The sequence below is a fragment of the Bradyrhizobium sp. STM 3562 genome (assembly GCF_045571435.1).
Classification (GTDB): Bacteria; Pseudomonadota; Alphaproteobacteria; order Rhizobiales; family Xanthobacteraceae; genus Bradyrhizobium.
This window is the reverse complement of sequence record NZ_CP120694.1, coordinates 2,636,913-2,653,062: the sequence shown is the minus strand read 5'-3', so window position 1 is coordinate 2,653,062 and position 16,150 is coordinate 2,636,913. Positions and strand designations below refer to the sequence as shown.

The window sequence follows — 16,150 nt, the reverse complement described above, 5'->3', positions numbered from 1 at the left end:
GCCGACCAGATCCCACCCGGCGCGCCCGGCTTCGCGCTCATGCAGTCCGCTAGACGCACCTCTTCCTCAATCCTTTTCGATCGTCAACCGCGCCTCAGCTGCGAGACCCGCCAAGGAATCTGCGAGCTTGCGGCGCAACTCGTCATCTGAAAGATCAGCCGCCTTCCATACAGCAATACGCGGCGCCTCACTCCGACCGCTAAAGACAAAGCTGTATTTGCGGATGAGGCCGCCCGCCTTGATGCTTTCAAGCGCGTCCGTTACCGCCTCGTGGAGGTTCGTAGCCATGATGGCCTCCCTCGGTTAATCAATTCCAATCCGCAACATGGCGCGGGCCAGTTCGAGCTCGCTGATCGCCTGGCGCAGAGCTCTGCGCGCCGCGCTCTTGTCGCCATTCGCGCGAGCAAGGCGCAGCTCTTTCAGGCGTCGATCCGCCGCTTCCGCATGCGCGACAACATGCTCCTGCAAAACTTGGTCTCCGTTTCGTGTCCATCTTGAACCAGCTTCTCGTCCCAGAGACACTGTTATTACTAGCTAGGCTAGAATCCCTTTCGACATCCGGATTTCCCGTTCGGAAGCAGAACCAGCCGCGCGTTGGTTCTCTCGGTCCGATTGATTCGACGGATCCGTACTTCGCCGGCCAGCTGCCGCACCCACGATACTAGTAGGCACGTCCGCGGCAAGCCGAGACGCCACGGACGTGCCCGGTATCGGGTCTCCGCCCGCTCGCTTGATAAATCCGCGCGCCAAGAGGCCCTTCGCGGGTCTCGCGAATTCTGGAGAGCCAACCGACATGCCCGTATGCGCTCCGAGACTCTCCGTCGTGATGGCGCGGCCATCCCGGCCGTGACGCTCGAAGACCGCCAATATTTTGCGTTCAGATTCTCCCAGCTCACTTTCGGGGAGCGGGGAAACAATGCCCATCGAATCCTCCCGTCAAAAAAGGTGCCGATGGGAGCGGGCGTCTCCCATCTGTTGCAGTTACTTCGAGCTCACCGCGATGCGTTTCACTTTGGATTCGGCTTGCGGCAGCTTCGGCATGGTAACCGTTAGCACACCGTTCTTGAACGCGGCGGATACCTTGTCCTGATCCACGTCCGCGACCGGGATGCGCCGTTCGAACCGGCCGTAGTACCGCTCGCTGAATCGGCGATCCTTGTCTTCCGTTTCGGTCTTCTTCTCGCCCTTGATCGCGAGGACCCCATTGGCGAGCTCGACCTGGACGTCTTTCTCATCAAGCCCTGGCAATTCCGCCGTGACCTTCACGTCCTTCTCGGTCTCGTTGACCTCGATGCTCGGCCACCTGATCGACGACTCGAACAAGCTGCCGCTGAAGGGCGCAAGTTCGAAGCCTCGGAAAGCGTCATCGAAGAGGCGGTTCATCTCCCGGTGGAGAGCGAGAATAGGATTAAAGTCTTCGCTGCGGCGCGTGGTTAGATCACGACCGCGGCCCCAGGGAATCAGATCGGTCATAGCCATCGTTTTCTCCTTTCTCTCGAGCAAGCGTCCGCGGTCGCGGCGACCGCCACGCCACGAACGCTGTCAGGCACAGGGACGTTCGATTTACGCCGCCTGCTGCTGTTCAAGCTTTTGGTGGTCGTTAGCTACGTTGATCGCAATCTGGCGTGGTTTCATAGCCTCGGGGACCTCACGCACCAGGTCGATCTTGAGCATGCCTTTCTCGAATGAGGCTCCCTTCACCTGCAGGTAGTCCGCCAGGTTGAACGTCCGTCGGAACGGACGCGAAGAGATGCCCTGATAGAGATACTGGTGGCTGCCCTTCTCGGCCTTGCGGCCCTCCACCGTGAGCACGTTCTGCTCGGCAGTGACGGTAACCTCGTCAGGCGTGAAGCCGGCGAGCGCCAGCGCGATCTGGTAGTGATCCTCACCGACGCGTTCGATGTTGTAGGGCGGGTAGTTGTCGGTGCCCGTCCATCGCACGGAGTCCTCAATGAGGTCAATCAGGCGATCGAACCCAACCGTCGACCGCCACAGGGGAGTCAGATCAAGACTGGTCATAGCCATATCCTCCTTCGAGCAACATGGTTACGAGCGCCTCGGACACCGTGTCCCGGCGCCCTCGGACCGGGCCCTTACACCGGGCGCCCGGTGCCCGCACGATCCCTCGTGCGCGCACCCATGAAATTAGAAGCGTGACGTGCCGTTTCAAGGGGCATCCGTCTCTTGCGGACGCAGCAACCTCTTGCGAACGCAGCAACGGCTCATCCATCTTCTTTCCTGTGTCCGGCTGGGATGAGCGTCGGGAGTTGGTGCTTATCGCTCCTGCGCTATCCATAGGCCGGGCCTTCCCTCAACCAATTCTAAATTCTGAGATGAGCATGACGGTAGTCAGAGACGATGTCGTCGATACGGCGCTTCTGGAATCTTTTCCGGCGAGCGATTCCCCGTGCTTCGCCGCGCGCGGTGTCAACCTCGGCGCTCCCGGGCGCGCCGATGAAGCGCGAGAGCTGTTTGGCTTTGCCGAGCCGTCTCGTCCTGTTCCGATGAGAGCCAGACAGTCGCCAAAATCTCGTGGCCCCGAGCGATCGCGCTCAAACATCGCCAACAGGTTGACCCGCTGCATAGCACTGTATCTGCGGGAACGAGTGCATCCCTTTTAGGTTCATAGCGCTGCCGCGCGCCGGTCCGGCTGGGCGGAGTGGATGGAAGGCGATGCCGGACGGCTCGCCGAGTCACAGGAATTGATTAAGCAAGCACGGAGGATGGAATGAGGATTGCGCAGATTGCCCCCCTGTTCGAGAGCGTACCGCCGCGACTTTATGGCGGTACCGAGCGGGTCGTGTACTATCTGACCGAAGAGCTGGTCAGGCAAGGGCACAAGGTCACGTTGTTCGCGAGCGGGGATTCCATCACTTCCGCCGAGCTCGTCCCCTGCACGCCGCAGGCATTGCGGCTGGATCGCGATGTCCATGACCCCCTGCCCCATCAGATGCTGCTCTTGGACAAAGTTCGCGAGCATGCGGAGCACTTCGACATCCTCCACTTCCACGTCGACTACCTGCATTTCCCGCTGTTTCGGAGCCAAGCGGGGCGAACGTTGACAACCCTGCACGGCCGGCAGGACCTTGCCGACCACATGCCGTTCTACGCCCATTTCCCCGAGATGCCGCTCGTCTCCATCTCGAATGCGCAGCGCGCGCCGCTGCCGCGGGCCAATTTCGTGGCAACGGTCTACCACGGCCTGCCCCTCGACCTGCATAAGCCGACGTTCGAATCGCGGGGCGGCTATCTCGCCTTTCTCGGACGCATCTCCCCAGAGAAGCGGCCGGACCGCGCCATTGCGATTGCGCGGGCGGCAGGCCTGCCGCTGAGGATCGCGGCGAAGGTCGACAAGGCCGATGAGACCTACTTCCGCGAGGTCATCGCGCCGATGCTTGGCGGAGGCGGAGTGGAGTTCATCGGCGAAATCAACGAGAGCGAAAAGACGGAATTCCTCGGCAACGCAGCGGGACTGCTGTTTCCGATAGACTGGCCGGAGCCCTTCGGCCTCGTCATGATCGAGGCCATGGCGTGCGGCACCCCGGTGCTGGCCTTCCGCGGCGGTTCAGTCGCCGAAATCGTCGAAGACGGCATCAACGGACGCATCGTGGAAAGCGTCGAAGATGCCGTGCACGCCATGCCGAGCTTGCTCGCGCTGGACCGACGGGCGATCCGGGCTCGCTTCGAGGAGCGCTTCTCCGCGACCCGCATGGCCGCCGACTATGTGAGGGTATACCAAAAGCTGCTGCGCAAGCGCCCGGCGCCCGAGCGCGAGCTCTCGATGTTGGCAGCGCATTCGGCCGTAATGAACGGGCATGCCGGGCACGCGTCGGCAGCCATCGCAACTCAACGCGAGACAAATTGAGGGGGGCACGCCAAGGGAAGGTGATCATGCCGCCCAACGAGGTCGCGAACACCCGCCCACCCGCCGCAGCGTCGGCCCAGACCACTGCTGCCGAGCAGTCAGCAGCCTGGTCGCACTGCCTGGAAGGCGATCGGGACGCCTTCCAGGGGGTGTCGCCCCTCATTTGGACGAGCTCTTCGCTGCTGCGCAGCGCGATATCCGCTACCACGTCGCGGTGGGCGATCTTGGAGACCGTGATCTCAGCCCCGAAGAGCTCGTCGGCGTTGTTGCGCGGCTGGCGCGACCGCCGAAGCCGGCCACGATCTCTCGGCATTCGGGCATGGCTGCTCGGCCTGCAGTTTCGGGTGCTGATGCGCATCGTGCGGCAGGAGCAACTGCTTCGGCGGCTGATCTCCGCCTCCCTCGAAGCGCGTGCGCCGGAGCGGCCCATCTATGACGATGACGAAGGTTTCTGGGAGTGGTTCCAGCCGGACGAGTTGGTGCGTTGGGAAGATGTCCTCAGCGATGAGCCTCATCCGGAGCCGGCGACTGACCTGTTCGCCCTCGCCATTGATGCGTACCACCCACTCACCCCCGAATTGCGGGAACGGATCGTCCAGAATGTTCGTGCGCGCATCCAGAACCACTTTTACAGCCTGCTCTCGCCCGAGCACTTTCGCGGTCTTGCGCGACTCGATACCGGCGGCCCTCCCCTGGTCAGCCTGTACCTGCAGCTGACCCCCGAGCGGCGCGTCGGCCGCGCCTGGCACTCGGACTTTTCCGCGCTGATCCATACGATCCCTCAAACGACCGACCGTGCTGTCCGCGCCGCGACGGAGTCCGACATCGAGGCGATCGAGCGCGCGCTCAACGACCAATTGCCCGAACTGGGGCGTGGGGCCGCATTCTTCGTTTGCCGCGAGCGCGGGATCTGGCACCAAATCGCACTACCGATCCCGTTGCCGGACCGTATCTGTATTGCGCGCCCGGCCTTACTTGCGGCCGCTACTGCGCAATCGGGGCCGCGGCGATCGCATGCTGGTTGTCCTGCTGTCGCGAGAGCAGAGCCGGTTCTTTGTCAGCCACCTCGGTGCGGTCGAGGAGGTCTACCGGGTCAAGGGACAGCGCATCCGCGGCATGCTGACGGACCGGGTCCCGCGCGACCGCCGGGACGCGCTGGCGAGCCAGATCCTGAAGGACGAGGCGAAGGCGCTGGCCTCGATCGCGGAGACGATCGGCCGCGAGTTCGAAACATCTTACGTCTTGCTATGCGCCCCACCGGACATGGGCGCCGCCTTTCGTGACCATCTGTCCAAGGCCGCCTTGGCTCGGCTGGCGTCATTCGAAGCAGGTGTCCATGCCTCGGCGGCAGAGATTGGCGCGGCGGCAGCGGCCGCGCAAGAGCAGCTCAGGGTCCGAGAGGAGCATGAGCTTGTTGGGCGGCTGCTGGAGGCGGATCCCGCGGCGGTTTCGACCGGAACGCAGGAGACGCTGGATTGCCTGCGTGAGGGGCGCGTCCTCACGCTGGTCGCCGACGACAGCTACGCCACACCCGGCAGCCACTGCCGGCAATGCCAGAGCTTGTTCGAAGCCACACAGGTTTCAACCTGCCCAATCTGCCGAGCCGCCGATGTGGAAGCGATCGACGACCTCGTGGAAGCAGCGCTTGAGCAGGCGATCGACGCCAAGGCGCACATCGAATTCATTCGCGATCCCGCGTGCCGGTCGGCATTTGCGGGTATGGGGCCGCTGCGAGCCCTCCTGCGATACTGAGGGCGGTCAGTCTGCGCGACCGCCACGGCTGGCCGGGAACAACTTTCGCCCGCTTGCGTTCTGTGGACGCTTCACCTGCGAACGGACGCCTGCAAGGGTCCACAAACGCAGGGGCGGCAAAGCTCGTACCCATCTTGCTCTTGGAGGATATGGATATGGGACACATCTCGACCCTTCTCCGGCGATCCAACTTGGTCCTCATCCGCGTGGTCCGCGCACTCCGTCGCCAAACGGCCGGACTGTTTGCCGGGCGTGGCGCTGACACGGGCCGTTATTTCGCTGCGAAAGCCGATTTGGCGAAGTCGCTTTCGAAGTTGCACAGCAAGCTCAGATCCCTCGTCAGCAATGTGGCAACCAAGAACGCCACCAGCTCTTCATAAGCTTCGCGCCTGCAATTCGGAAGAATGGAGCGATCGTCATGTCGGCTATCGCAACGCTGCCCTCTGTCTCCGCGGAGGGAGGCCTCTCTCGTTACCTGATCGAAATTCGGAAGTTTCCGCTCCTGACAGCCTCCGAGGAGGCCACCTATGCCAGGAGGTGGCGGGATCGCGGAGACCGGGAGGCCGCCTACCGCTTGGTCACAAGCCATCTTCGGCTGGCCGCGAAGATCGCGATGCAATATCGCCGCTACGGCCTGCCGATGGCTGACCTTGTTTCAGAAGCCAACATTGGCTTGATGCAAGCCGTCAAGCGGTTCGACCCGGCCATGGGCTTTCGGCTAGCCACTTACGCCATGTGGTGGATCAAGGCATCGATCCAGGAATATATCCTGCGGTCATGGTCGCTGGTGAAAATGGGCACCACGGCTGCCCAGAAAAAGCTGTTCTTCAAGCTGGGCCGCCTCAAGAACAGGATCTCAGCCGCCGATGACTCCGATCTCCACCCGGACCAGGTTAGCTACATCGCCGAAGAACTCAAGGTGAGCCCACCGGAGGTGGTCGAGATGAACCGGCGAATTCGCGGGGATGCTTCGCTCAACCTCACGATCAGTGATGACGAGACCACGGAAGAATGGCAGGACCGACTACTCGACCCTTCACCCGATCCGGAGAGCGCTCTGACGGATGCTGACGAGTCTCGGCGTCGGCAAGCTGCGCTGTCAGAGGCACTCAATGCGCTGTCTGCACGGGAGCGCGCAATCCTCGAAGCACGATATCTTGCTGATGAGCCGAAGACGCTCGACGAGCTCGCGCAACAATACCATGTCTCGCGGGAGCGCATCCGCCAGATCGAGCAGCGCGCTTTCGAGCGGGTCAAGCGAGCGGTCCGTGCCCGGGTTGCCGGTGGTGCTGCGCCGGTTCTTCCAGACGCAGTCCAGGGCCTACACAACTCACAGCAGGCGGCCGGCCCTTGAAAATCGCAGCTATGAAGCCCAGCTGATTGGCGGCTGGGCGCCTCCAGCCGCAGTAGCTAGACAGGCTGGAAAAACGGGAGGAAGGAGGCCATGAGGTTTCGTCCGCTGCATGATCGTGTGCTCGTCAAGCGCATCGAAGCCGACGAGAAGTCGCCTGGTGGGATTATCATCCCCGACACCGCGCGAGAGAAACCGCAACAGGGCGAAGTGGTTGCGGTCGGTCCGGGCGGCCGGGACCAATCCGGAAAGCTCACGCCCATCGATATCAAACTTGGTGATTGCATTCTCTTCGGCAAATGGTCCGGAACGGAGATCAAGCTCGACGGGACAGAGTATCTGATCATGAAGGAGAGTGATGTCTTGGGCGTGCTCAGAGAAGGTGCAAACGCGAGAAAGGCCGCCTAGTCCCTGGAAAGAACAGGCTAGTTCGGGAGGAAAGAACCATGAGCGCAAAGGAGGTTCGATTTTCAACCGACGCCCGAGAGAAAATGCTCCACGGCATCGATATTCTCGCCAATGCCGTCAAGGTGACGCTGGGGCCGAAGGGCCGCAACGTCGTGCTCGAAAAGAGTTTTGGCGCACCTCGGATTACGAAGGACGGCGTTACCGTGGCCAAGGAGATCGAGCTTGAGGACAAGTTCGAGAACATGGGTGCCCAAATGGTTCGCGAGGTCGCAACGAAGACCTCAGACCAAGCGGGTGACGGCACGACCACGGCGACCGTGCTTGCCCACGCCATCGTGCGCGAAGGCGCCAAGGCGGTTGCCGCCGGCATGAATCCGATGGATCTCAAACGGGGCATTGATTTAGCCGTCGATGCCGTGGTGGAGGAGCTGAAGAAGAACTCGAAGAAGCTGACCTCCAACGAGGAGATCGCGCAGATTGCCACCATCTCCGCCAATGGCGACAAGGAGATCGGCCGGTTCCTTGCCGACGCGATGAAGAAGGTGGGCAACGAGGGCGTCATCACCGCCGAGGAAGCCAAGTCGCTCCAGACCGAGCTCGAAGTCGTCGAGGGGATGCAGTTCGACCGCGGTTACATCTCTCCGTATTTCGTGACGAATTCCGAGAAGATGCGTGTCGAGCTAGAGGATGCTTACATCCTGATCCACGAAAAGAAATTATCGAGCCTACAGCCGATGTTGCCGCTGCTGGAGGCGGTGGTTCAGAGCGGCAAGCCGCTATTGATCATCGCGGAGGATGTGGAGGGCGAGGCATTGGCGACGCTCGTCGTCAACAGACTGCGCGCCGGCTTGAAGGTTGCCGCCGTCAAGGCGCCGGGCTTCGGCGACCGCCGCAAAGCAATGCTGCAGGACGTCGCGATCCTCACTGGGGGTAATTTCATCAGCGAGGACCTCGGCACCAAGCTCGAGAAAGTCACGCTCAATATGCTTGGGCGGGCCAAGAGGGTCATGATCGACAAGGACAATACAACGATCGTGAGCGGCGCCGGCAAGAAATCCGACATCGAGGCGCGGGTCAGACAGATCAAAACCGAGATCGAAGAGACCACCTCCGACTATGACCGCGAGAAGCTGCAGGAGCGTCTTGCAAAGCTTGCAGGTGGCGTGGCGGTCATCCGGGTGGGAGGTGCAACCGAGGTCGAGGTCAAGGAGCGCAAGGATCGCGTCGATGATGCGATGCATGCGACGCGCGCGGCGGTCGAGGAAGGTATCCTCCCGGGCGGCGGCGTGGCCCTACTCCGTGCAACCTCTGCATTCTCCAAGCTCAAGCCCGCCAACGAGGACCAGCGGCATGGCATCGAAACGGTGAAGCGGGCAATCACCTGGCCGGCGCGGCAGATTGCGGAGAATGCGGGCGAAGAAGCATCCCTCGTGCTCGGAAAGATCCTCGAAAACAAGGAATATGCCTGGGGCTTTGATGCGCAGACGGGAGAGTACGGCAACCTGTTCGCCAAGGGCATCATCGATCCGACCAAGGTCGTGAGGTCGGCGCTGCAGGATGCCGCATCCATAGCAGCCCTGTTGATCACGACGGAGGCGATGGTCACTGATGGTCCCAAGAAGAAGGACGGCGCTGGCCAAGGCGCTTACCCGGGCGCCAACGAAATGGCTGCTTAGGAGCAACATACGGTCAAGGGCGGGCGCATCCGACCTTCCGACTCGGCAACTGAGGGACCGGTCACAATGATCACGGAAAGGGTGATGGCGATCACGATCGCCAATCTTTTCAGTGCGGCGCTAACCCTACCGTTCGTCGCCTCGCAAGCGCTGCATTTGCGATCACGTGGATCAGTGGAAAATGTGCGCTCGTCTTCGGGCGAACGCGCCGATGTTGTGTTTTTGAGTGATGGACATGCAGAAGGCGTGTCACGGCGCCAAGGGCCACCTGCTTCGGCACGCTGTATCATCCAGGTAATTGATGCGCCCTCGATCCAATCGCAGGCTGGCGCGGGCCGCCACGAAGGCGCCAAGGCGGAAAAGGCCGTGCCGTCCCCGACCGCCGGCGATTGGGTCGGACGTTATCAGGATGGGTCAACGCACGAGCGTGCTGTGTTAGAACCATGAACGCACTCGTGCTTCTTCTTGCGTTCGCTGGTCTAGGCGCCCTGCTCGTCCTGTGGGATGCTGAGCATCGCCGCAACGTGTCCTGGTCTCGCGAAGACATCAAGCGCCCTTCTCCGAACGTGCATTGAATACCGCCGCCCGACGGTGGGCGGCCTCGCCTGTTCAGCAACCCTTGCAAATATCTGGGATGATCTGCTTGGCCTCGATGCCGCGCGGTTCGCGACCGTGTTTTCGCGAGACAGAGCGATCACTGCTAAGGAGAACATGATCCAAGGACTTAACCGACTGCCCAGCGGCGATTGCCCGGCGCGGATCGTCGGATCCTAAGACGTGAGGCGTCGTCAGTACCGCGACAAGGATAGCTAAAAGAAGGCTGCGCATCGTACTTCCTCAACGTAGTCTTGCTCCGGTCTGGATTCAAAACTACAGCTGGAAAGAGAACTGTGTATTTTCAAGCTCGCTTTTTGGAAAGCAGCGATCATTGTAGCTGCGAACTCACCCTGCAACATGTTTGCTTTAATTCGACGGACGCTTGAATGCCGGATCGGCCAAGGCTCTTCCAAAGGCAGCGATCATAGCCGCCGCGTCGTGGTCTCCGCGATCATCGAGGACGTGGTAGAGCAGTTCTACGCTCTCCTGGAACGCGGGAAGAAGCGAGGGATCGCGTTCGCACAGAACTCCTGCAATGCAGAGAGCGAGAGCTTCCGTACCCATCTTGACCTGAGCCAATGAATCTGCAGTCATCTCTTGTCCTCCGGATTTGGTCTAATGCAAGTTTAAGGCTTCGCCTTCCGCGGTTCGAGATCGAAAGACTGATCGAGCTCGTTCGACCAAGGCGGCCGCCCCCGCTGGAGCCCAGCCGATTAGCACTCGGCTCTTGACACTGACAAATACCCCACCCAGATGAATCTGCAGAGGGGCGACCGTGGTGCTTCCTCGCCCCGCCAATAACTGCCGTGGGGTTCAAACATGCTGATAGGATTTGCTGATCCGTTCGACACGCTGCTCAACCTCCAACGCTCCCTAGAAGCGACTCTGTCCAGCGACTGGTTGCAGGACCTGACTCCAAGTCGCGGCCCGTTCCCGCCGATCAACGTTTTCCAGCAGGGTGATGACATCCTGGCCATCATCGAGCTGCCGGGCGTGAACAAAGACGACCTGCAGATCCAGGCCCAGGAAAACTCCATCCGCATCTTTGGCAAGAAGACGATCGGCTACCCCGATGAAGCAAGTCTGCACCGTCGGGAGCGCGTCTCTGGCGAGTTCGACCGCACGCTATCGTTCCCACTGCAAATCGAGCCGGATGGAATCAAGGCCGAGTATCGGGACGGCATCCTGGCGCTATTCCTTCCGCGTGCTGAGAGCGATAAGCCGCGCAGTATCAAGATCACCTGAGCCACAAATGCATCTGTCGCTCGCGAAACTCTGGTTCAGCAAGGTGTTTTAGGAGGCACAACATGGCTTCGAAACAGGAACTGCAGGTTGCGCAAAAGCGTGAGCTGGAAAAGAAGGAGGAGACCACTATTCCGGCGCGCATATTCGTGCCGAATGCCGACATTTACGAGACGAAGGACGGACTGGGCGTGGTCCTCGAAATGCCGGGAGTTGACAGGAACAGCATCGATATCCGGGTCGAGGACGACGTGCTGAAGGTCGACGGAAAGCTCGACTTCTCCAAATACGAGGGGCTGCAACCGCTCTATACGGAATACAACGTCGGCCACTTTTCGAGAAGCTTTCGGCTTTCAAACAAGATCGACCAGGGCAAGATTGCGGCTGAGCTCAGGGACGGCGTGCTGTCACTCATGCTGCCGTTTGCCGAAAAAGCCAAGCCGCGCGCCATTCAGGTCAATTGAGGGCATGCCATGGAGTGACGTCTTCGACCGGGTCACTTGTTGAATTGGGTCGGGAACGAACGGCGTCGCGTGCTGTTGCTGACAGAGGCTCGCGACAGAGGAAAACCATGAAAGCGCTTGTCTGGCACGGCACGGCCGACACCAGCTGCGAAACGTTCCCGGTCCAGCCATCGAACAGGGATCTGCGAGCTGCGCGATCTGCGGCTCCGATCTGCATTTGTACGATCATTTCATGCCCGGCATGAAGTCGAGCGACATCATGAGCCACCAGACCGACATCATGAGCCACCAGACCATGGGCAAGGTGGTTTGAGATCGGATCGGCTGCGAAGAACGCGCTGAAGGTCGGCCGAGCCCTGTGGTGCTCCCTTCACGATCATCTGTGGCGAATGCGAGCAGTGCCGCCGATGCAATTTTTCCGTTTGTGAAAGAACCGATCGAAAAAGAAAATCGCGGATAGGCTTTTCGGCCATACCACCGCGGGGCCGCGAAGCGATCACCTAGGCGGCCCTCGCACCCGAGCGGCTCCAGGCCACGCACGGTGCATTTGCGACGGTCTTTCGGTCCATCCCGAGTTCGCGGGCGATCGCCGAGACCGTCAGTCCCTGCCGATGAGGATCAAGTATGATGATGACTTCTCCAAGCTTGATCACCGGACCCGCTCCCTCGTTCTGGGCAGAGTCGGGTGATCGAATCGCCGTCCATCCTCAGGGGCGCGCCCTGGGGGATGGGCGACACGCTCACCTGGGATTTTTCAAACGGCACTTCTGGGGAGAATTACCCAGACATCAACAGCGATCTATGGCAGGGAAGCGCCATTTATCTTGAAGTCTCACATTCCTCCAGAATGTCGTTCCGCCATGTAGCGGCTTGGCGAGGTCCCAAGCGCTTTCCGAAACATCGTCACGAAGCTGGGCACACTATCGTAGCCGAGGTTGGCAGCGACCTGCTGGATCGAAGCACCGCCGGCTAACCACTTCACGGCAAGCATGACGCCGAGGTGCTGGCGCCAGCGGCCGAAGCTCATGCCTGTCTCCCGGCTTGTCAGTCGCGCCAATGTCCGCTCGCTCATGCCCGCTCGCTTCGCCCAGGTTTTCAACGTTCCCCGATCCGCCGGCGAGGCCATCATCAGGTCGGCGATCCGGCGCAGGCGGGCATCGCCTGGCATCGGCAGATGAAGGGTCTCGACCTGCGCCGCCGCGAGTTCGTCGAGAAGCACCGCCACCAGGCGCGAGTTCGCGCCGCCTTCCTCGTAGAGGGCAGGCAGCCTCGCCGAGCGCGCCAGAAGCTCGCGCAGCAGCGGCGTCACTGACACGGCGCAGCAGACCTGGGGAAGGCGCGCATCGATATCCGGATCGACGAAAGCGTTATAGCCTTGGAGTGCGCCTGTCGCTTTGACTGTGTGCAGCGCTCCGCCGGGAATCCAAACGGCACTGCGGGGCGGCACAATCCACAGCCCACCCTCCACCTCGCAGCTCAGCGCGCCGCGCTGCACCAGTAGAATCTGGCCCTTCCTGTGCCGGTGGAGGTCCAGCTCGATCCCGTCGAAATCGGTCGTCGCCCAACCAAAGGTTACGACGGAACGGGGCACCTCGTCGGGATCGATCCACTCGGACTCTTTGGGAGGAGCGCTGAGGATGGGCATGGTCCGCCTTCAGACAGGAAAGCCGAAATGGCGAAATGGCGAGATTGAATAACATTCTGTCCAGCCTTGGGAATGACGCCAAGGCTGGTTCCCTTTATCCGATCGGTACGGACCAGTCGAGCCTCTACAGCCTCCACGATCGGAATAGGAAATCATGAAGACACTGAGCAGCGGGCGAGTCGCCCAAGTCCTGGACAAGCTTCATCAGGACGCCGAAGCGGCGGATCGGGAGTATGTCGGTGCGACGATAACGGCTATGGAGCGCTCCGGCGCAACACTGGAGCAAGCCGCCGCGGAGATGATCGCCGAGGAACGGATGAATTATCGGGCGATCTATCACGGCTACGCCGACAATTTCCTGAACGTCTCGCCGACCTATGGCCGTTTCCTGTATATGATCGCACGAGCCAGCAAGGCGACGCGCATCGTCGAGTTCGGCACATCGATGGGAATCTCGACGATCTATCTCGCCGCTGCGCTCCGGGACAATGGTGGCGGGCATCTCATCGGTTCCGAACTCGAACCCGCCAAGGTGGCGCGGGCGCGCGCCAACCTCGACGCGGCGGGCCTTGCCGATCTGGTGGATATCCGCGAAGGCGATGCGCTCGAGACGCTGAGGGATGTCGGCGGTGAGGTCCATTTGCTGCTGCTCGACGGCGCATTCGCCCTTTACCTGCCGATCCTCAAGCTGATCGAAGCTCGGCTGCAGCCTGGAGCAGTGGTGCTTGGCGAGAACGCCTTCGAGCCGGGATATCTGGACTATGTCCGCAATCCCGCGAACGGATATGTCTCGCGACCGCTCCCGCTCGACCAAGGTCGTGGCAACGAATTTACCGTCGTCACCCGGTGATGCTCGATGGCTATGTCCGCGTCATCTGCGCCGAATGCACCGCGAAGGCTAAGCAGTGCCTTGCTGCGTATATTCATGAAACATGCGACCGTCGCCGCATGTGAGACGATTGCCGAGCGTTTTCGGCTGATCACGCTGGAAGGCCCCGCGCTCCGGGCCTGCGCCTGGATACCCGGTCACAAGGTCCAGATAGCGATGGGCTCGGGGTTCGTCGCGCGAACATACACGCCGATCGAATGGGATGCAGCTACCAGCCGCACCCGCATCCTAGCTTATGTGCACGGCGACGGGCCGGGAAGCGCATGGGTTCGCGGCCTCAAACCAGGAACCGGATGCTACGTCTTCGGGCCGCGCCGCTCGCTGGATGTGAGTGGCGTGACAGGTCCGCTTGCCATCCTTGGTGATGAGACCTCGATCGGGCTTGCCCACGCGCTCCTACACCAGGATCGGGTGCGAGCAGCGGTGTGTCACTTCGAGGTTGATGATGTAGAGGCCAGCCGCCGCGTCACGGCGCATCTCGGACTTGGTCATGCCGCGCTGTTTGGAAGGACAGAGGACGACGCGCACGTTGAGGAGATGGAGACGACACTCCCTGCTCTTGTCGCCGCGGGCACGACCTTCGTGCTGACCGGGAAGGCCTCCACCATTCAGCGGCTCCGGCTGGCGATGAAACGCTTGGCTGTCCCCGCTACGCACATCGTCGCCAAAGCTTATTGGGCGCCCGGCAAGCGCGGTCTCGATTGAGTGTGGAGCACGTGGCTCGGCGAGCATCTGCAATAGAGGTGCGGACGGCGGATGTCACGGTTAGGCCGACTGTCAGCGGTCCAGGAAGACATTGGCAGGCGCGGCGATCTCCGCGAGCGGACACTCTCTCGGAGTCCGGGAGACACGAATGCATCTGCGCGGGTAGTGAGCCAGCTCTTACCTCGAGCTGAACCGCACCGGCGCGGTAATCACCTTATTGGCGCCGGGCGGCGGTGGCGGAACGGGGGATGCCCGCTGGACAAGCGATAATACCTCACCGTCGAGCTCCGAGAAGCCGGATGATCGCGCAAGAGTGACGGACAGGACGTTTCCGGCGTCATCGATGCGAAAACGCACGAAGACGATCCCCGTCTCCCCTTTCTCGCGTGCAGCGGGAGGATAGCGCTTGCGTCGTTCCAGGTGAGCTATGAGTCGGGATTGCCACTCCGCGGGCGAAGTCGATCCGAAGCCGAAGCTTGCCACAGTCTGGCGCGCAGCGTTACGCTCAGACTGCTCTATCTGTGCACTCGCGGCGAAGGACGTTTCCGACGCCTGTTGCTGCTTCTGCTGCTTCTGCTTCTTAGGCGGCCTCTTTTCGGTCGTCTTCTTCTGCGGTTTGGGTTTGGTGACCGGGAGAGGCAGTTCGACCTTGGCGAGTTTGACCGTGGTTTCCCGCTCGATCGGTAGCGTCAGTTCGGGTGTTGGTTCGACGGGCTCCTGGTTAGGCTGACTCTCCATCGTCTGCCCGACCGGGTTAACTTCTTCCTGAAGGCGTTGCATTGTCTCGCCGACGGCTTCCCTCGCGTCTTTTGTTCGATCAACAATCTGGTTCACGTCGCTATGGACGGCTTGTGGCTCCGCCGCCATCTCGATCATGATAGACGGTGCTGGAGCTGGATCGGCGATTGTGACTTGCGACTCGCGCGTGGCCCAAATCAAGGCTCCAGCGTGCGTGCTAAGAGCGATGAGCCCGGCTGCGCCCCAGAGTGCTGCTTCCAGAGGGCGGCGTCGCCGGCTTATGGTGTGGACCCAGTCGGTCATTGGCGGGCATTCCGCGGCGAAGTCGTCATCTGGTCAGTTGCGGACGCGCCTTGATTATCGCTGGCACTACTCTCCTGCCTCGAAAGCGGCCGTGGCGCAGTTTCTAGAGCAACGAGAGCGATATGGAGATAACCGCTATCGCGCAGCCGACTCATCACAGCCATAAGGCTTTCGTACTCGACGGTCTTATCTGCGCGCACAAAGATACGCGTCTCCTTGTCGCCCTTGCTAACGAGGTCGATGGCCAGCTGTAGGCCTTCCTCCGTGACAGGCGTCTCGCCGAGGCTCAGCGTCCGATCGCGCTTCACAGTCAGGTAAAGCGGCTTGTCGGGGCGCGAGATTGGCCGTGCCGTCGAGGCGGGCAACTCGACACGGACGTCGACGGTTGCGAGGGGTGCCGCGACCATGAAGATGATAAGTAGAACCAGCATCACATCGATGAATGGCGTGACGTTAATCTCATGATTGACATCCAGATCGATGTCACCGCCCTGGCGCATTCCGCGAACCATGGC

18 protein-coding genes and 2 pseudogenes are annotated in these 16,150 nt (G+C 61.3%); 11 read left to right on the top strand and 9 right to left on the bottom strand.

Annotated elements, in window-relative coordinates; genetic code table 11:
- Window positions 1-66 precede the first annotated feature (66 nt).
- From P6U23_RS12180 to P6U23_RS12170, 3 genes are all read right to left on the bottom strand, one after another.
- Window positions 67-288 carry a hypothetical protein gene (locus P6U23_RS12180; RefSeq protein ID WP_407180010.1) on the bottom strand — a complete coding sequence of 74 codons (222 nt, stop codon included), beginning with the start codon at window positions 286-288 and terminating at the stop codon, window positions 67-69.
- A 693-nt stretch (window positions 289-981) separates the two neighbouring features.
- A complete protein-coding gene (locus P6U23_RS12175) occupies window positions 982-1,479 on the bottom strand; it encodes an Hsp20/alpha crystallin family protein (protein ID WP_407180009.1) in 498 nt (165 codons plus the stop codon).
- An 84-nt stretch (window positions 1,480-1,563) separates the two neighbouring features.
- The gene (locus P6U23_RS12170; protein WP_407180008.1) at window positions 1,564-2,019 is read right to left on the bottom strand and encodes an Hsp20 family protein; all 456 of its coding nucleotides are present in this window, start codon (window positions 2,017-2,019) and stop codon (window positions 1,564-1,566) included.
- Between the two features lie 709 nt (window positions 2,020-2,728).
- On the opposite strand from P6U23_RS12170, the gene P6U23_RS12165 reads away from it, so the two are divergent.
- Window positions 2,729-3,865, top strand: a complete 1,137-nt coding sequence (locus tag P6U23_RS12165; protein WP_407180007.1) for a glycosyltransferase family 4 protein — start codon at window positions 2,729-2,731, stop codon at window positions 3,863-3,865.
- A gap of 239 nt (window positions 3,866-4,104) precedes the next feature.
- Here P6U23_RS12165 and P6U23_RS12160 read toward each other — a convergent pair whose 3' ends face one another.
- Window positions 4,105-4,785, bottom strand: a complete 681-nt coding sequence (locus P6U23_RS12160) for a hypothetical protein (RefSeq protein WP_407180006.1) — start codon at window positions 4,783-4,785, stop codon at window positions 4,105-4,107.
- A gap of 94 nt (window positions 4,786-4,879) precedes the next feature.
- Here P6U23_RS12160 and P6U23_RS12155 point away from each other — a divergent pair, with 94 nt between their 5' ends.
- The 5 genes from P6U23_RS12155 (at window position 4,880) to P6U23_RS12135 (ending at window position 9,499) form a co-directional block, all read left to right on the top strand.
- Complete coding sequence (locus P6U23_RS12155; RefSeq protein WP_407180005.1) at window positions 4,880-5,617, top strand: hypothetical protein; 738 nt, start codon at window positions 4,880-4,882, stop codon at window positions 5,615-5,617.
- A 418-nt stretch (window positions 5,618-6,035) separates the two neighbouring features.
- A complete protein-coding gene (gene rpoH / locus P6U23_RS12150) occupies window positions 6,036-6,971 on the top strand; it encodes an RNA polymerase sigma factor RpoH (protein WP_407180004.1) in 936 nt (311 codons plus the stop codon).
- Between the two features lie 90 nt (window positions 6,972-7,061).
- Window positions 7,062-7,376: a co-chaperone GroES gene (locus P6U23_RS12145; protein WP_407180003.1), complete on the top strand. Its 315-nt coding sequence runs from the start codon at window positions 7,062-7,064 to the stop codon at window positions 7,374-7,376.
- Window positions 7,377-7,414: 38 nt separating this feature from the next.
- Window positions 7,415-9,052 carry a chaperonin GroEL gene (gene groL, locus P6U23_RS12140; RefSeq protein ID WP_407180002.1) on the top strand — a complete coding sequence of 546 codons (1,638 nt, stop codon included), beginning with the start codon at window positions 7,415-7,417 and terminating at the stop codon, window positions 9,050-9,052.
- Window positions 9,053-9,136: 84 nt separating this feature from the next.
- Window positions 9,137-9,499 (top strand): hypothetical protein, encoded by a 363-nt coding sequence (locus tag P6U23_RS12135; protein ID WP_407180001.1) that lies wholly within the window; start codon window positions 9,137-9,139, stop codon window positions 9,497-9,499.
- A 516-nt stretch (window positions 9,500-10,015) separates the two neighbouring features.
- Here the strand turns inward: P6U23_RS12135 and P6U23_RS12130 are convergent.
- Window positions 10,016-10,243 carry a hypothetical protein gene (locus P6U23_RS12130; protein WP_407180000.1) on the bottom strand — a complete coding sequence of 76 codons (228 nt, stop codon included), beginning with the start codon at window positions 10,241-10,243 and terminating at the stop codon, window positions 10,016-10,018.
- Between the two features lie 225 nt (window positions 10,244-10,468).
- On the opposite strand from P6U23_RS12130, the gene P6U23_RS12125 reads away from it, so the two are divergent.
- The 3 genes and pseudogenes from P6U23_RS12125 to P6U23_RS12115 form a co-directional block, all read left to right on the top strand.
- Entirely contained in the window at window positions 10,469-10,894 is a 426-nt protein-coding gene (locus tag P6U23_RS12125; RefSeq protein WP_407179999.1) for an Hsp20/alpha crystallin family protein, read from the top strand.
- 62 nt (window positions 10,895-10,956) lie between these two features.
- Window positions 10,957-11,355, top strand: a complete 399-nt coding sequence (locus P6U23_RS12120) for an Hsp20/alpha crystallin family protein (RefSeq protein ID WP_407179998.1) — start codon at window positions 10,957-10,959, stop codon at window positions 11,353-11,355.
- A 107-nt stretch (window positions 11,356-11,462) separates the two neighbouring features.
- Window positions 11,463-11,840 (top strand): annotated as a pseudogene (locus P6U23_RS12115) (alcohol dehydrogenase catalytic domain-containing protein); the annotation flags it as partial.
- A 40-nt stretch (window positions 11,841-11,880) separates the two neighbouring features.
- Here P6U23_RS12115 and P6U23_RS12110 read toward each other — a convergent pair.
- Window positions 11,881-12,008, bottom strand: a pseudogene (locus P6U23_RS12110) (IS21 family transposase); the annotation flags it as partial.
- Window positions 12,009-12,187: 179 nt separating this feature from the next.
- On the bottom strand, window positions 12,188-13,000 hold the full coding sequence (locus P6U23_RS12105; protein ID WP_407179997.1) for an AraC family transcriptional regulator: 813 nt from the start codon (window positions 12,998-13,000) through the stop codon (window positions 12,188-12,190).
- Between the two features lie 154 nt (window positions 13,001-13,154).
- Here P6U23_RS12105 and P6U23_RS12100 point away from each other — a divergent pair, with 154 nt between their 5' ends.
- Entirely contained in the window at window positions 13,155-13,850 is a 696-nt protein-coding gene (locus P6U23_RS12100) for an O-methyltransferase (protein ID WP_407179996.1), read from the top strand.
- A gap of 75 nt (window positions 13,851-13,925) precedes the next feature.
- Entirely contained in the window at window positions 13,926-14,594 is a 669-nt protein-coding gene (locus tag P6U23_RS12095) for a siderophore-interacting protein (RefSeq protein WP_407179995.1), read from the top strand.
- A gap of 177 nt (window positions 14,595-14,771) precedes the next feature.
- Here P6U23_RS12095 and P6U23_RS12090 read toward each other — a convergent pair whose 3' ends face one another.
- Window positions 14,772-15,635, bottom strand: coding sequence for a TonB family protein (locus P6U23_RS12090; RefSeq protein ID WP_407179994.1), 864 nt, complete (start codon window positions 15,633-15,635; stop codon window positions 14,772-14,774).
- Entirely contained in the window at window positions 15,632-16,147 is a 516-nt protein-coding gene (gene exbD, locus P6U23_RS12085) for a TonB system transport protein ExbD (RefSeq protein ID WP_407179993.1), read from the bottom strand. Before exbD ends, P6U23_RS12090 begins: the two co-directional genes overlap by 4 nt.
- Window positions 16,148-16,150 lie beyond the last annotated feature (3 nt).

Excerpts from the sequence above, each read along its gene's own strand:
- P6U23_RS12180 (WP_407180010.1), bottom strand. The coding sequence starts at position 288 with ATGGCTACGAACCTCCACGAGGCGGTAACGGACGCGCTTGAAAGCATC.
- P6U23_RS12175 (WP_407180009.1), bottom strand. The coding sequence starts at position 1,479 with ATGGCTATGACCGATCTGATTCCCTGGGGCCGCGGTCGTGATCTAACC.
- P6U23_RS12170 (WP_407180008.1), bottom strand. The coding sequence starts at position 2,019 with ATGACCAGTCTTGATCTGACTCCCCTGTGGCGGTCGACGGTTGGGTTC.
- P6U23_RS12165 (WP_407180007.1), top strand. The coding sequence starts at position 2,729 with ATGAGGATTGCGCAGATTGCCCCCCTGTTCGAGAGCGTACCGCCGCGA.
- P6U23_RS12155 (WP_407180005.1), top strand. The coding sequence starts at position 4,880 with ATGCTGGTTGTCCTGCTGTCGCGAGAGCAGAGCCGGTTCTTTGTCAGC.
- rpoH (WP_407180004.1), top strand. The coding sequence starts at position 6,036 with ATGTCGGCTATCGCAACGCTGCCCTCTGTCTCCGCGGAGGGAGGCCTC.
- P6U23_RS12145 (WP_407180003.1), top strand. The coding sequence starts at position 7,062 with ATGAGGTTTCGTCCGCTGCATGATCGTGTGCTCGTCAAGCGCATCGAA.
- groL (WP_407180002.1), top strand. The coding sequence starts at position 7,415 with ATGAGCGCAAAGGAGGTTCGATTTTCAACCGACGCCCGAGAGAAAATG.
- P6U23_RS12135 (WP_407180001.1), top strand. The coding sequence starts at position 9,137 with ATGGCGATCACGATCGCCAATCTTTTCAGTGCGGCGCTAACCCTACCG.
- P6U23_RS12130 (WP_407180000.1), bottom strand. The coding sequence starts at position 10,243 with ATGACTGCAGATTCATTGGCTCAGGTCAAGATGGGTACGGAAGCTCTC.
- P6U23_RS12125 (WP_407179999.1), top strand. The coding sequence starts at position 10,469 with ATGCTGATAGGATTTGCTGATCCGTTCGACACGCTGCTCAACCTCCAA.
- P6U23_RS12120 (WP_407179998.1), top strand. The coding sequence starts at position 10,957 with ATGGCTTCGAAACAGGAACTGCAGGTTGCGCAAAAGCGTGAGCTGGAA.
- P6U23_RS12105 (WP_407179997.1), bottom strand. The coding sequence starts at position 13,000 with ATGCCCATCCTCAGCGCTCCTCCCAAAGAGTCCGAGTGGATCGATCCC.
- P6U23_RS12100 (WP_407179996.1), top strand. The coding sequence starts at position 13,155 with ATGAAGACACTGAGCAGCGGGCGAGTCGCCCAAGTCCTGGACAAGCTT.
- P6U23_RS12095 (WP_407179995.1), top strand. The coding sequence starts at position 13,926 with ATGAAACATGCGACCGTCGCCGCATGTGAGACGATTGCCGAGCGTTTT.
- P6U23_RS12090 (WP_407179994.1), bottom strand. The coding sequence starts at position 15,635 with ATGACCGACTGGGTCCACACCATAAGCCGGCGACGCCGCCCTCTGGAA.
- exbD (WP_407179993.1), bottom strand. The coding sequence starts at position 16,147 with ATGGTTCGCGGAATGCGCCAGGGCGGTGACATCGATCTGGATGTCAAT.